The organism is Scandinavium lactucae (assembly GCF_033843265.1).
Lineage (GTDB): Bacteria > Pseudomonadota > Gammaproteobacteria > Enterobacterales > Enterobacteriaceae > Scandinavium > Scandinavium lactucae.
Window position 1 is genome coordinate 46,805 of record NZ_JAWXRD010000003.1, and the last position, 14,292, is coordinate 61,096.

13 protein-coding genes and 1 riboswitch are annotated in these 14,292 nt (G+C 54.7%); of the genes, 6 read left to right on the plus strand and 7 right to left on the minus strand.

The genetic code is table 11. The annotated features are described in order from the left end of the window. Positions 1 to 34 precede the first annotated feature (34 nt). Positions 35 to 1,387: a glutathione-disulfide reductase gene (gene gorA, locus SIK69_RS04500; RefSeq protein WP_319785519.1), complete on the minus strand. Its 1,353-nt coding sequence runs from the start codon at positions 1,385 to 1,387 to the stop codon at positions 35 to 37. Between the two features lie 70 nt (positions 1,388 to 1,457). Further along, positions 1,458 to 2,300, minus strand: coding sequence for a 23S rRNA (adenine(2030)-N(6))-methyltransferase RlmJ (locus tag SIK69_RS04505; RefSeq protein WP_319627115.1), 843 nt, complete (start codon positions 2,298 to 2,300; stop codon positions 1,458 to 1,460). A gap of 213 nt (positions 2,301 to 2,513) precedes the next feature. Between SIK69_RS04505 and prlC the strand changes: the two genes are divergently transcribed. Then, on the plus strand, positions 2,514 to 4,556 hold the full coding sequence (gene prlC / locus SIK69_RS04510; RefSeq protein ID WP_319785520.1) for an oligopeptidase A: 2,043 nt from the start codon (positions 2,514 to 2,516) through the stop codon (positions 4,554 to 4,556). A 7-nt stretch (positions 4,557 to 4,563) separates the two neighbouring features. After that, complete coding sequence (rsmJ, locus tag SIK69_RS04515) at positions 4,564 to 5,322, plus strand: 16S rRNA (guanine(1516)-N(2))-methyltransferase RsmJ (RefSeq protein WP_319785521.1); 759 nt, start codon at positions 4,564 to 4,566, stop codon at positions 5,320 to 5,322. A gap of 369 nt (positions 5,323 to 5,691) precedes the next feature. Here rsmJ and uspA read toward each other — a convergent pair whose 3' ends face one another. Further along, positions 5,692 to 6,129 (minus strand): universal stress protein UspA, encoded by a 438-nt coding sequence (uspA, locus tag SIK69_RS04520; RefSeq protein WP_003861223.1) that lies wholly within the window; start codon positions 6,127 to 6,129, stop codon positions 5,692 to 5,694. A gap of 302 nt (positions 6,130 to 6,431) precedes the next feature. Between uspA and uspB the strand changes: the two genes are divergently transcribed. After that, the gene (gene uspB / locus SIK69_RS04525; RefSeq protein WP_319627112.1) at positions 6,432 to 6,767 is read left to right on the plus strand and encodes a universal stress protein UspB; all 336 of its coding nucleotides are present in this window, start codon (positions 6,432 to 6,434) and stop codon (positions 6,765 to 6,767) included. Between the two features lie 74 nt (positions 6,768 to 6,841). Here uspB and pitA read toward each other — a convergent pair whose 3' ends face one another. Continuing rightward, positions 6,842 to 8,341 (minus strand): inorganic phosphate transporter PitA, encoded by a 1,500-nt coding sequence (gene pitA / locus SIK69_RS04530; protein ID WP_319627111.1) that lies wholly within the window; start codon positions 8,339 to 8,341, stop codon positions 6,842 to 6,844. A 231-nt stretch (positions 8,342 to 8,572) separates the two neighbouring features. Between pitA and SIK69_RS04535 the strand changes: the two genes are divergently transcribed. After that, positions 8,573 to 9,769 (plus strand): BaiN/RdsA family NAD(P)/FAD-dependent oxidoreductase, encoded by a 1,197-nt coding sequence (locus tag SIK69_RS04535; RefSeq protein WP_319627110.1) that lies wholly within the window; start codon positions 8,573 to 8,575, stop codon positions 9,767 to 9,769. Positions 9,770 to 9,889: 120 nt separating this feature from the next. Continuing rightward, complete coding sequence (locus tag SIK69_RS04540) at positions 9,890 to 10,072, plus strand: hypothetical protein (RefSeq protein ID WP_319627109.1); 183 nt, start codon at positions 9,890 to 9,892, stop codon at positions 10,070 to 10,072. A gap of 63 nt (positions 10,073 to 10,135) precedes the next feature. Here SIK69_RS04540 and SIK69_RS04545 read toward each other — a convergent pair whose 3' ends face one another. The 3 genes from SIK69_RS04545 to SIK69_RS04555 all read right to left on the minus strand — a co-directional run bounded on the left by SIK69_RS04545 (position 10,136) and on the right by SIK69_RS04555 (position 12,681). Then, positions 10,136 to 11,146: a magnesium transporter gene (locus SIK69_RS04545; protein ID WP_319627108.1), complete on the minus strand. Its 1,011-nt coding sequence runs from the start codon at positions 11,144 to 11,146 to the stop codon at positions 10,136 to 10,138. A gap of 62 nt (positions 11,147 to 11,208) precedes the next feature. After that, positions 11,209 to 11,393: riboswitch (M-box (ykoK) riboswitch) on the minus strand. Between the two features lie 75 nt (positions 11,394 to 11,468). After that, positions 11,469 to 11,987, minus strand: a complete 519-nt coding sequence (locus tag SIK69_RS04550) for an NlpC/P60 family protein (RefSeq protein WP_319785522.1) — start codon at positions 11,985 to 11,987, stop codon at positions 11,469 to 11,471. 136 nt (positions 11,988 to 12,123) lie between these two features. Then, positions 12,124 to 12,681 carry a LuxR C-terminal-related transcriptional regulator gene (locus SIK69_RS04555; RefSeq protein ID WP_319627107.1) on the minus strand — a complete coding sequence of 186 codons (558 nt, stop codon included), beginning with the start codon at positions 12,679 to 12,681 and terminating at the stop codon, positions 12,124 to 12,126. Positions 12,682 to 13,151: 470 nt separating this feature from the next. On the opposite strand from SIK69_RS04555, the gene arnB reads away from it, so the two are divergent. Next, positions 13,152 to 14,291: a UDP-4-amino-4-deoxy-L-arabinose aminotransferase gene (gene arnB / locus SIK69_RS04560; RefSeq protein ID WP_319785523.1), complete on the plus strand. Its 1,140-nt coding sequence runs from the start codon at positions 13,152 to 13,154 to the stop codon at positions 14,289 to 14,291. The last annotated feature ends 1 nt before the right edge of the window (position 14,292 follow it).

Genomic DNA, 14,292 nt, shown 5'->3' on the forward strand with positions numbered 1-14,292 from the left:
ATCACGGGGCTCAGAATGAGTTAATGAGTGCGAATTAACGCATCGTCACAAACTCTTCCGCAGCCGTCGGGTGGATGGCGACGGTATTGTCGAAGTCTTTCTTGGTAGCACCCATTTTCAGTGCCACGGCGAAGCCTTGCAGGATCTCGTCCATCCCGAAACCAATGCCGTGGATACCGACAATCTTCTCTTCCGGGCCAACGCAAACCAGCTTCATACGGCACGGTTGGCGGTGAGAGGTGACGGCGGTGTACATCGCAGTGAAAGAAGATTTATACACTTTCACGGCATCGTCACCATACTGCTCACGCGCCTGCGGCTCGCTCAGGCCGATGGTGCCGATTGGCGGATGGCTGAACACCACGGTCGGGATGTTGCTGTAGTCCAGATGCTCGTCCGGCTTGTTGTTGAACAGACGCTCGGAAAGGCGACGACCTGCGGCAACGGCCACCGGAGTCAGTTCAACGGCACCGGTGTTATCACCCACCGCGTAAATGCCCGGCACGCTGGTGTTCTGGAACTTATCGACAACGATGTAGCCTTTATCGTTGGTTTTCACCCCGGTCGCCGCCAGGTTGAAATTGTCGGTTTCTGGCTCACGGCCAATCGCCCAAATCAGGCTGTCGACGGTCTGGCTACGACCATCTTCCAGCTCCAGCGTCAGGCTACCGTCGGCATTTTTAACAACGGCCTTCGGCACCGCGTGGGTGTGCAGCGTTGGGCCTTCAGCGGCCATCACTTCTACCAGGGTCTCGACAATCATCGGGTCGAAGCTGCGCAGCGGGGCGTGTTTACGCACGAACAGGTGCGTTTCAGCGCCCAGACCGTTAATCACACCCGCCAGTTCGACCGCAATATAACCCGCACCCACCACCGCCACGCGTTTCGGCAGGGCAGGCAGGGCAAAGAAGCCGTCGGAGTCGATGCCGTATTCCACGCCCGGAATGCTCGGGTGGCTTGGGCGGCCACCGGTGGCAATCAGAATGTGGTCGGCGGTCAGGGTTTCCCCGTTCACTTCGATGGTTTTCTCATCGATGAAACGCGCAAAGCCTTTGATAACGTCCACTTTATTTTTTCCCAGCACGGTGTCGTACGAGCTGTGGATGCGGTCGATGTAGGCGCTGCGGCTGGACACCAGTTTGTTCCAGTCGAAGTGGTTGAGGGTGGTATCGAAGCCGTAGTCCGGGCCATACATATGAATGGCCTCGCGGATCTGCGCGGCATGCCACATCACTTTCTTCGGCACGCAGCCCACGTTCACGCAGGTGCCGCCGAGTTCTTTGGCTTCAATCAGCGCACATTTCTGGCCGTACATGGCCGCGCGGTTGATGGAGGCGATGCCGCCGCTGCCGCCGCCGATTGCGATGTAGTCATAATGCTTAGTCATAGCTTCTTCCTTAATCGTTGATTGCCGCGATTGTATACCTGGAATTCATAGGTTCCACCGATGATTGCGATTACTCCGGTACGATCCAACTCACGGTGGCGTGACCGGTGCCCGCCGGGACGAGCTTTTTGTGCAGCCAGGGCAGAACGTTTTTCATCTGTTGTTCGAGCTTCCACGGCGGGTTGATAACAATCATCCCCGAGGCGGTCATGCCGCGCTGATCGCTGTCCGGACGTACCGCCAGTTCGATTTGCAGGATGCGGCGAATGCCGGTGGCTTCAAGCTCTTTGATCATGCGTTTAATTTGCGCCCGCAGTACCACCGGATACCACAGCGCGTAGGTGCCGGTCGCGAAACGCTTGTAGCCGTCGCTGATGCCGGACACCACTGCCTGATAGTCCGTTTTAATTTCATACGGGGGATCGATAAGGATCAGGCCACGGCGAGAAGCAGGCGGCAACTTGGATTTAAGCTGCTGATAGCCGTCGGATTTCTCCACGCGGGCGCGGTCATCTTTCTGGAATTCGGAACGCAGCAGCGGGAAATCGCTCGGGTGCAATTCGGTCAGGCTCAGGCTGTCCTGCTCGCGCAGCAGCTGGCGTGCAATTAACGGGGAGCCCGGGTAGTAGCGCAGCTGCCCGCTGCGGTTGAAATGCTGTACCACACTGATGTAAGGCTCTAATTCCGCAGGCAAATCATCCTGCTGCCAGATACGGGCGATGCCCTCCATATATTCCCCGGTACGTTCTGCATGCTCGCCGCTCAGCTGGTAACGACCGGCACCTGCGTGGGTATCGAGATAGAGAAACGGTTTTTCTTTCTCTTTCAGCGATTCAATGATCAGGCTCTGAACGGTGTGTTTGAGGACGTCGGCGTGGTTGCCGGCGTGAAAGCTGTGGCGATAACTGAGCATGGATAAACGTATTCCAGATTGTAAACGTAGGCCCGATAAGCGGAGTGCCATCGGGCAAAAATAGAGCGTATCGGCACAGTATACAGAAAAGTCCCTGTCGCCGCGAAAGCACAAGCGCTGCCATTGAAATCCTCTACAATTATCCCCATTCTACAAAGATATGTGCCGCGCCGGACGTGCGCCTCATTCACCTTTTTCAACAGGACCGCGCTTATGACCAATCCATTATTGACGCCTTTCGAACTGCCGCCATTTTCGAAAATCCAGCCTGAGCACGTTGTGCCTGCGGTCACTAAAGCGCTGGACGATTGTCGCGCCGCGGTAGAAAGCGTCGTTGCCCAAGGCGCGCCGTATAGCTGGGAAACTCTCTGCCAGCCGCTGGCCGAAGTGGACGACGTACTGGGCCGTGTTTTCTCCCCGGTGAGCCATCTGAACTCTGTCAAAAATAGCCCGGAATTGCGCGAAGCCTATGAACAGACCCTGCCGCTGCTGTCAGAATACAGCACCTGGGTCGGGCAGCATGAAGGGCTGTATCAGGCCTATCGCGACCTGCGCGAGGGCGATAACTATGCGGGCCTCAATACCGCGCAGAAAAAAGCGGTCGATAACGCGCTGCGCGACTTTGAGCTGTCGGGGATTGGCCTGTCGAAAGAAAAACAGAAACGCTATGGCGAAATCGCCGCGCGTCTGTCCGAATTAGGCAACCAGTACAGCAACAATGTACTGGACGCTACCATGGGCTGGACCAAGCTTGTCACCGATGAAGCCGACCTTGCCGGAATGCCGGAAAGCGCCCTGGCGGCGGCAAAAGCCCAGGCCGAAGCCAAAGAGCAGGAAGGGTATCTGCTGACGCTGGATATCCCGAGCTATCTGCCGGTGATGACCTATTGCGACAACGCCGCGTTGCGGGAAGAGATGTACCGCGCCTATACCACCCGTGCATCCGATCAAGGCCCGAACGCCGGGAAGTGGGATAACAGCCCGGTGATGGCCGAGATCCTCGCCCTGCGTCACGAACTGGCGCAACTGCTGGGCTTCGAAAGCTATGCCTATAAATCTCTCGCCACCAAAATGGCAGAAAATCCACAGCAGGTGCTCGATTTCCTGACCGATCTGGCGAAACGTGCCCGTCCGCAGGGTGAGAAAGAGCTGGCTCAGCTGCGCGCCTATGCGAAAGCAGAGTTTGGTGTCGACGATCTACAGCCGTGGGATATTGCCTGGTACAGCGAAAAACAGAAACAGCATCTGTACAGCATCAGCGATGAGCAATTGCGTCCGTACTTCCCGGAAAACAAAGCCGTCAACGGCCTGTTTGAAGTGGTGCAGCGCATTTACGGCATCACCGCTAAAGAGCGCAAAGACGTGGATGTCTGGAACCCGGAAGTGCGTTTCTTCGAGCTATACGACGACAAAAACGAACTGCGCGGCAGCTTCTACCTCGACCTTTATGCGCGGGAACACAAGCGCGGCGGGGCGTGGATGGACGACTGCGTCGGCCAGATGCGTAAAGCCGACGGCTCGCTGCAAAAACCGGTGGCCTACCTCACCTGTAACTTTAACCGCCCGGTCAGCGGCAAACCGGCGCTGTTCACGCATGATGAAGTGATTACCCTGTTCCACGAGTTCGGTCACGGTCTGCATCATATGCTGACCCGTATCGAAACCGCGGGCGTGTCGGGCATCAGCGGTGTGCCGTGGGATGCGGTCGAACTGCCGAGCCAGTTTATGGAAAACTGGTGCTGGGAGCCGGACGCGCTGGCGTTTATCTCCGGCCACTACGAAACCGGTGAACCGCTGCCGAAAGAACTGCTGGATAAAATGCTGGCGGCGAAAAACTATCAGGCGGCGATGTTCGTTCTGCGCCAGCTGGAATTCGGTCTGTTTGATTTCCGTCTGCACGCCGAGTTTAACCCTGAGCAGGGCGCGAAAATCCTCGAGACGTTGGCTGAAATTAAGGAACAGGTTTCCGTGGTGCCGGGTCCATCGTGGGGCCGTTTCCCGCACGCCTTCAGCCACATTTTTGCCGGTGGCTATGCGGCGGGTTACTACAGCTATCTGTGGGCCGACGTGCTGGCAGCAGATGCCTTCTCTCGCTTTGAAGAAGAGGGGATTTTCAACCGTGAAACCGGCCAGTCGTTCCTCGACAACATCTTGACCCGGGGCGGTTCCGAAGAGCCAATGACCCTGTTCAAACGCTTCCGTGGCCGCGAGCCGCAGCTGGATGCGATGCTTGAGCATTACGGCATCAAGGGCTGACACGTTAGTGAAAATCTGTTTAGTGGATGAATCAGGCGTCAGCGATGACGCCTTATCTGTTCTTGTGGCCCGCTGGGGTCTGGAACACGATGCGGATAACCTGATGGCGCTGGTGTTAACCCCGGAGCATCTGGAATTACGTAAGCGCGATGAGCCCAAGCTCGGCGGCATCTTTGTCGATTTTGTCGGAGGGGCGATGGCGCACCGACGCAAGTTCGGCGGGGGGCGCGGCGAGGCGGTAGCGAAGGCGGTTGGCATCAAAGGCAGTTATCTGCCGGATGTCGTCGATGCCACCGCGGGCCTCGGACGCGATGCGTTCGTGCTGGCGTCCGTGGGCTGCCGGGTGCGGATGCTGGAGCGTAACCCGGTGGTGGCCGCGCTGCTCGACGATGGTCTGGCGCGCGGATACGCTGACCCGGAAATTGGCGGCTGGTTGCAGGAACGTTTGCAGTTGATCCACGCCTCAAGCCTGACGGCGCTGACCGATATCACGCCGCGTCCGCAGGTGGTGTACCTCGATCCGATGTTTCCGCACAAGCAGAAGAGTGCGCTGGTGAAAAAGGAGATGCGGGTATTCCAGTCGCTGGTGGGACCGGACCTGGATGCCGATGGTTTGTTAGGGCCAGCGCAACAGCTGGCGACAAAGCGGGTGGTAGTCAAGCGCCCGGACTATGCGCCGCCGCTAGCCAATGTGGAAACGCCGAATGCGGTGCTCACTAAAGGGCATCGGTTTGATATTTATGCGGGGAGAGCGGAGGAGTCGTGAGGCTGCGCCTCTCCCGGCTAAGCTCTGTGGAATCGTTCCGTTCACCATACGTTCGCTATTCTCCGCAACCCTTGCAGAACGTGAACGGGATAAGGGGAGCACCACGCTCCCCTTATCAATCCCCGTGGCCCCGCAACAGAAATCGGTGCTGCGCACTGCCCGGTCTTCCAGCCATCTGCCTGCGGCCGGCTCGACTCGACTTCCTGTCTCGTTTCGCCTCATCCCGCCATCCCTGGCGGTCTGACCTTGTCATCTGGCCTACAGCCCGGCGATTTCAAGCGGGGACACAACCAGTGCCCGAGGGAACTGAGGGTGTTGAGTGCGGCTAAAGATCAGTCCCCTCTCCCTAAGGGAGAGGGGAAAAGGCACTTACTCGTCTTCTTCGTCACGCAGCGGAACAATCAACATATCCACATGCACGGTATTAATCAGCTGGCGAGCCGACGACATCAGCTTGCTCCAGAAATCCTGATGATGACCGCACACCACCAAATCCATATCGTATTTCTTAATAGCATCGACCAGCACCTGGCCGAGATCACCGCTGCCGCTCAGGGTTTCAGTGATCGGATACCCGGCGTTAGTCGACAGCTCGCTTAATGCGTGGTGCGTTTCTTCAGAGATACGCTTCTGCATATCGCCCAGGTTAACGTCGATCAGGCCGGTGTAGAGATCGGAGTAATTCACATCGACATGAATCAGGGAAACTTTCGCGTTATAAGGGCGCGCCATAGAGACTGCTTTGTCGACCAAAACCTTGCTTTCCGGGGAGAGGTCAACCGCGATAAGAATGTGTTTGTAAGCCATAGTGTTACTCCTTCCTTAAGTCTTTGGTTACGTATTGAGTATAGTCAACTCAACCTTAAAACGAGCCTTAAGTTACGTCAATGACCCTTGATCACCAATTAGTTAAACAAATCCTTTATCTTTATCTATTGATAACGATTGAGGATGTGGCAAAAAAATCAGCGGATCTCCTACACTATTAAATGAGCCGGTCGGATAAGTTAATGTGACCGGATTCTCACTCTTTCACAGACTGTCTGTTGAGTTTCGGGTTGCGGTAGTCCCGGAGGGAGTCTCCGTGGGCGGGTCGCCGGGGAGGAGGTATGGTAAGCACTGTCGCGCTGTTTTGGGCTTTGTGTATCGTGTGTGTGGTGAATATGGCGCGCTACTTCTCATCATTGCGTGCCTTGCTGGTGGTGCTGCGTGGTTGCGATCCCTTACTCTATCAGTATGTGGATGGCGGAGGCTTTTTTACCTCCCACGGTCAGCCGGGCAAACAGGTGCGTTTGGTGTGGTATATCTACGCGCAGCGCTATCGCGATCATCATGATGATGAGTTTATTCGCCGCTGTGAACGCGTTCGTCGCCAGTTTGTGTTAACCAGTGCGCTGTGTGGCCTGGTGATTATCAGCATGATTGCATTGATGATTTGGCACTGACTGCTGATCTAAAAAGTACTGAGATAAAAAAAACGGGTCAGTTTCCTGACCCGTTTTTTATTGTGCCTGAATGCTTAGATTAACTTCAGGCTCAGCCAGTACAGCGAGCCTGAAAGGATAATCGCCGCTGGCAGGGTCAGCACCCACGCCATCAAAATGCTGGTGACCGTTTTACGTTGCAGACCGCCACCGTCAACGAGCATCGTACCCGCCACGGAGGACGACAGAACGTGGGTGGTGGAGACCGGCATCCCGGTGTAGCTCGCCAGACCAATCGATACGGCGGCGGTCATCTGCGCGGACATACCCTGCGCATACGTCATGCCTTTCTTACCGATTTTCTCACCGATGGTGGTCGCCACGCGACGCCAGCCAATCATGGTACCAATGCCCAGCGCCAGTGCGACGGCCATGATAATCCAGATAGGTGCGTACTCGATGGTGCTCAGCATATCGGTTTTAAGCTTCTTCAGCAGACGCTGATCGTCGGCACTCACGTCCGGCAGCTTCGCCACTTTATCGGTGGTGTCAGAGATGCACAGCATGATGCGACGCATCTGGCTGCGCTGCTCGACGCTCAGCTTGTCGTAGCTCTCAATGTTGTTATCCAGCATGCCTTTCACGCGGTTGAGCGCGTTGATGGTATTGGCCGGATGACAATGGAACTCGCCAGGCTGGGTCACGCCCTGGTCAGGCGACGGGATCAGCTGATCAACGCCGGTCACTTTTTTCAGCAAATCAGGATGCTGCTGGAAGTAGATTTCGACGTTGTTGACGGCGTCACGGGTACGTGTGATTTCGTAACCAGACGCATTCATGTTGACCACAAAGCCCGCCGGTGCCACACCAATCAGCACCAACATCACCAGACCAATGCCTTTCTGACCGTCGTTCGCCCCATGGGAGAACGCCACGCCAATGGCAGAGATGATCAGCGCAATACGGGTCCAGAATGGCGGTTTTTTCTTACCGTCTTTCTTTTCACGTTCGGCTGGCGTCAGGTGAATACGCGCCTTTTTCTTGGTGTTGCTCCAGTAACGACGCAGAATGAAGATTAAGCCACCGGCAACCACCAGGCCGACGATAGGCGAAATAATCAGAGAACCGAAAATCCCCATCACTTTAGGGATGTTCAGCGCGTCCACCACTGAGGTGCCGGTCATCAGGGCATTGGTTAAACCAATCCCGATAATCGCCCCGATCAGGGTGTGAGAGCTGGATGCCGGAAGGCCGAAATACCAGGTACCGAGGTTCCAGATAATCGCCGCTAACAGCATGGAGAAGACCATGGCGAGCCCATGAGCAGAGCCCATGTTGAGCAGCAAATCCGTTGGCAGCATATGCACAATCGCATAGGCTACGCTCAGACCGCCTAACAGCACGCCAAAGAAGTTGAAGATTGCCGCCATTGCCACCGCGAGCTGCGAACGCATTGCACGGGTGTAGATAACGGTCGCTACTGCGTTTGCGGTGTCGTGGAAGCCGTTAATCGCTTCGTAAAACAACACAAATCCCAGAGCAAGCAATAATAAAAGCCCGGTATGTAAATCCAGGCCAGTAAACAAATGTAGCATAGGACGTTACGCCATTTATGAGGACATGAACGCGGCGCATTATCCAGGACAAACGCAGCGTGGGCAAAGAGAAATATAGACTTTTATTGATATATGTTCACTGATGTAAAAATAGCGTCAGGAATTAATCTATAAGTTTCAAAGGCATGACCATTCATGAAAAAATTCTGACTGGTCGTACCGCAAGGGAAAATTTACAATTCCCGACATTCAAAATGAGAGGACAGGCGTGTGGAAAGGTTTGATGCCATTGTTGTCGGCGCAGGCGCGGCGGGAATGTTTTGTGCAGCGCAGGCGGGACAGGCCGGGGCGCGAGTGCTGCTTCTGGATAACGGCAAAAAGCCGGGCCGCAAGATTTTAATGTCCGGCGGCGGACGCTGTAACTTCACCAATATGTACGTCGAACCCGCGGCGTACCTGAGTCAGAACCCGCATTTCTGCAAATCGGCGCTGGCGCGTTACACCCAGTGGGACTTCATCGATTTGGTCGGCAAGTACGGCATCGCCTGGCACGAGAAGACCCTCGGCCAACTGTTCTGTGATGATTCCGCCGAGCAAATTGTGGCGATGCTGGTGGCCGAATGCGAAAAGGGCAACGTTACCACGCGCCTGCGCACTGAGATTATCAGCGTCGAACGCACCGAAGATGAAGACTACGTATTACAGCTTAACGGCGCGACGGTGGTGGCGAAGAAGCTGGTGATTGCCAGCGGCGGCTTATCGATGCCGGGGCTCGGCGCCTCACCGTTCGGTTATAAAATTGCCGAGCAGTTTGGTCTGAAGGTGTTGCCGACGCGTGCCGGGCTGGTGCCGTTCACGTTGCATAAACCACTCCTGGAACAGCTCCAGGTGCTCTCCGGGGTCTCTGTTCCGTCGGTCATTACCGCCGATGACGGCACCGTGTTCCGCGAAAATCTGCTGTTCACCCATCGCGGCCTTTCCGGCCCGGCGGTGCTGCAAATTTCCAGTTACTGGCAGTCCGGCGAGTTCGTCAGCATCAATCTGCTGCCGGAGTGCGACCTCGATGCCTTCCTCGATGAGCAGCGTAACGCCCATCCTAACCAAAGCCTGAAAAACACCCTGGCGATGCAACTCCCGAAACGGTTGGTGGAGTGTTTACAGCAGCTGGGGCAGATCCCGGACGTGCAGCTCAAGCAGTTGAACAGTAAAGATCAGCAACAGCTGGTCGAGACGCTGACCTGCTGGCGTGTCCAGCCGAACGGCACCGAAGGTTATCGCACGGCGGAAGTGACGCTGGGCGGCGTGGACACCCACGAGCTGTCTTCCCGGACCATGGAAGCGCGCAACGTGCCGGGCCTCTATTTCATCGGCGAGGTGATGGACGTCACCGGTTGGTTAGGCGGCTACAACTTCCAGTGGGCGTGGGCCTCGGCGTGGGCCTGTGCCCAGGCGCTGGTGGAGGCATAAGGTTTTCAGGCAGGTGATTTCAGCAGGGGATTATAAGAAGGCACAAAATAATTCCCTGTTTTTATCACGGGAATGTAATATGTCTAACCCCTTCACAGTTCGTATGCACACGGAGAGAGCATGAACTTTTATATTATTCTTATTACTGCTTTGCTGGTGAAGCTTTTGCTCACTTACGCTTTGTATAAAAAGAATCGGGATACTTTTAAGCGATTGAGCTTAAAGGCAAAAGGCGCAGTGGTCAGCGTTGGATGGATGATAAGCTACGGCTTGTCTCAGCTGATTGGCGTGCTGGTTGTTTAAGTCGCGTCGCCCTTTTAAGCAAGAGCCAGCCCAAGCGCTGGCTCTTTTGTTTTATCTTCCCGCTCAGTTAAGCCCCAAAAACGTCTGCGCAATCTTGAAGTAAATAATCAGCCCGGTGCCGTCAATCAGGGTGGCGATAAACGGCGCGGAAACCACCGCCGGATCGATACCCACGCGCTTAAGCACCATCGGGATAACCGATGACACCACCGCACTCCACAGGGTGATACACACCAGCGTCAGGCTGACGATAATCGTGATTTCTGGCCCGATACCCATCATCCAGGCGCGGAAACAACCCGCCGCCCCGAGCGTGATAGCAATCAGCAGCGAGGTGGTCACCTCTTTGCGGATAACCCGCCCCATATCGCGCAACCGTACCTCACCGAGCGCCATGGCGCGCACCAGGGTGGAGGTTATCTGTGTGCCGCTGTTACCGCCGGTGCCGATCAGCAGCGGGATAAAGAAGGCCAGGGCAATGGCCGATTCGAGCGCCTCTTCAAAATGCTGAATAACGCTGCTGGTGTAGGCCTCTGCGACGAACAGCAGCAGCAGCCAGACGGAACGTTTCTTCCACAGCGCCAGCGGGCTGGTGTCCAGATACGGCTGCTCCAGCGGCAGCGTCGCCCCCTGACGCTGAACGTCTTCGGTGACGTCATCAGCCAGCAGATGGTCAATCTCTTTTTCCATCAGGCCGCCGACCAGCACGCCGTTTTCCAGCACCGGCACCACGCTGAACTGCCTGTCAGCCAGTTGGGCCGCAACCTGCTGGCGTTCATCGTCCGGCTTTACATGAAAGACGCAGCTGTCCATCAGGCTACAAATGGGTTGGCCCTCATCGATTTCCTGCAATAATTTTCGAACTGATAAAATCCCCCGCAGCTTATTTCCGGCGACCACAAACACATGGCCAGGAATATCGTCATTTTGCAGCTGCTTGAGAAAGGATTCACGGGCTTCATGCACGCAGTAATGATCGGCCAGAGCAATAACATTCTGCGACATATAGTGATTGATGGTGTCACCGTCAAAAACGGCGGTAGGTGTGTTAGCCGCAAACTGGATTTGAGACATGTTGATTTCCCTATAAAAAATACCTCATAGGGGCGAACAAACAAGACAGGAATAGCAAACTGAGCAGATCCCTACGTCCTGGATTTAGCACTGTACAACGTATCCGCCCGGCATAAATGTCCGGCAGAAGTTATCTTGGCAACACCTTGATTCGATGGATGCCTGTATTTCCCTGTGTGGTCTCTCTCGATACCATCAGGGCGATAACTTATATTTGTACAGGAGCCTCGCCATAACGAGATCGTTAAAATGTGCGGCCATTATATTCAGGCCGCGCAATTATTCGAGAAGGAAATGAAACTGGTTGAGATTGTATTTAGAATTATCTCACGGCGGTATCGGTTAACACCCGCCGCGCGGCGATCATATGGTTTGTCCAGTAGGGATTGCTGAGCTGAGAAATGGTGACCCCTTTGCGGCGTGAGGCATGGATAAACCGGTTCTCGCCAATGTAAATCCCCACATGCTTTTGCGCCCGCCCGGTTTTGAAGAACAGCAGATCGCCAATATGCAGCGTTTTTTGTTTCGCTCTCTTACCGCGACTCAGCTGCCCGCCGGTAGTGCGAGGCAAGTCGACGGCAAACGCATCATGATACAGGCGACGGGTCAGGGCGGAGCAATCAATCGCCTTATGCGAGTTCCCGCCCAGACGGTAGCGGGTGCCTTTCCAGTGCTGATACTCACGCATCAGACGCTTATGTCGCTTGAAGTTTGCGGCAGTTTTGGCGGGCTTAACGACAGCATTTTTGCTGGCGTGATGGGGCACCGAGGTGCTCGCCAGGGCGGTACACTGAAAGCCAAATAAACAGCATAGCCATAACACAATACGCAAAGACATCATCAGCACTTATCAGCAATTAGCGAGTTATCGAATAAGAAAAACCGCAGGAATGCTACGTTTTTTAGCCTGGATGAGCAATGCAAAACGTTGAAAATGTGAGGTCGAAAAGTAGACTGGACGTCAGTCAGTTAAAACGTCAGTGCGTCAGCAGACCGTGAAGCTGTGAGCCGTTACTGCGAGAAATGGCGGTTTTGATACGCAGCATCGCCAGCGTGTTTTTCGATTTCATCCGCAGCTTGTGCTGAATATTCACCCGGTGGCCGCTGGCGGTTTTTTGCGAGATATCCAGTTCGCGGGCAATTTTCACATTTTGCAGGTGGAACACATCAAGGATATCCAGCTCGCGCTGGGTGAGAACATTTTGGCGCGGCTTGGGGAAATAACGGACAATCTTCTGGATGTAGTGCGGGCTGCATTCCAGCGAAGAGAACACCACATCGCCAATCTTGAAGCAGTGATCTTTAATAATGTCCTGCATCAGAATCATATATTTAACGTTGAGTCGCTTCACTGTTTTAATGAAATAATCACGCAGAAATAGATTCTCAATACCCACCACCAGATAGTTCTCTGGATTATAAGCCTGAAGGTACATGTCGATATCATGCTTGCAGGTAATCTGATGGGAATCAAAAAGTTGTGATTCGATACCTGTACACAGGTAGAAGTTATCGCTAACGAAGCTTATGTTCATAATTGAAGAGTATTCCTGAGCGGTAATTGAAAGAAACTAAAACAAGAGGTGGTATTTAATTTTAAATTTTTCAGTCGCTTGTTTATCGTCCTGAACAGTACGGTTATTGTCCCGGGGGGTAAACCTCAAGAATGTTAGATATCTTTTTTTACATAATGGCAGGAATATGTACTTGATTGTTTTAAAGGGGTTTTGTGCATCTTCTCACCAAAACATGTCGTTACATCTGCGAGGCTGTTCGCCCGTTTAGATTGAGTAGCGAAGGCACGAGAACCCGCGAGTCGGAGGCTTTATTTCCCCGGCTCTCCTCATTCTTAATATTATCCTAATCTACCTCCGCTAATTTTAACTGCGTTGAGCTGGCGTTTATCTACGCGCGCTTTTCGACTCTTCTTATTATTACTTCGTTTAACTCTGCTGGCGCAGGATGGTTTTTGGTTTAACCCCAACGTTCAGGGTAAGGATAATCAATGAGTGACTTTTTACCTTTCTCACGCCCGTCCATGGGGGATGAGGAATTCGCTGCGCTGAAAGAGGTCTTGCAGTCCGGGTGGATAACTACCGGGCCAAAGAATGCGCAGCTTGAAGAGGCGTTTTGCGCCCTGACCGGCAACCGCCACGCCATTGCCGTCAGCTCCGCCACCGGCGGGATGCATGTCACCCTGATGGCGCTGAATATCGGCCCCGGCGATGAAGTGATCACCCCGTCGCAGACCTGGGTGTCGACGCTGAATATGATTGAGCTGCTGGGTGCCACCCCAGTGATGATTGACGTCGATAACGACACGTTAATGATCACCCCGGAAGCAGTTGCCGCTGCTATCACGCCGCGCACCAAAGCCATTATTCCCGTTCACTACGCCGGCGCACCGTGCGACATCGATGCCATTCGCGCCCTCGCCGACCAGCACGGTATTCCGGTGATTGAAGACGCGGCCCACGCGGCGGGAACCTACTACAAAGGCCGTCACGTCGGCGACAAAGGCACTGCGATTTTCTCCTTCCACGCGATCAAAAACATGACCTGCGCCGAAGGGGGATTGATCGTCACCGATAACGATCGGCTGGCGTTGCGCATTCGCAGCCTGAAATTCCACGGTCTCGGCGTCGATGCCTATGACCGCCAGACTCACGGTCGTGCGCCGCAGGCGGAAGTGATTTCCCCGGGCTTCAAATACAACCTGGCGGATATCAACGCCGCGCTGGCCCTGGTTCAGCTCGGTAAACTGCCCCAGGCCAATCTTAAACGCGCTGAAATAGCTCAACGCTACTTAACTGAACTCGCCGACACCCCGTTCCAGCCGCTCGCCATTCCGGCGTGGCCGCATCAGCACGCCTGGCATCTGTTTATCATTCGCGTGGATGAATCCCGTTGTGGTATCAGCCGCGACGGGCTGATGGAACAGTTGAAGGCGCTGGGGATCGGCACCGGCCTGCATTTCCGCGCTGCGCACACCCAAAAATATTATCGCGAACGCTATCCGAACCTCTCCCTGCCGAACACGGAGTGGAACAGCGCGCGCATTTGTTCTCTGCCTCTCTTCCCGGATATGACTCATGACGACACAACCCGCGTCATTTCTGCGCTCCATCAGCTCGCAGGACATTGAT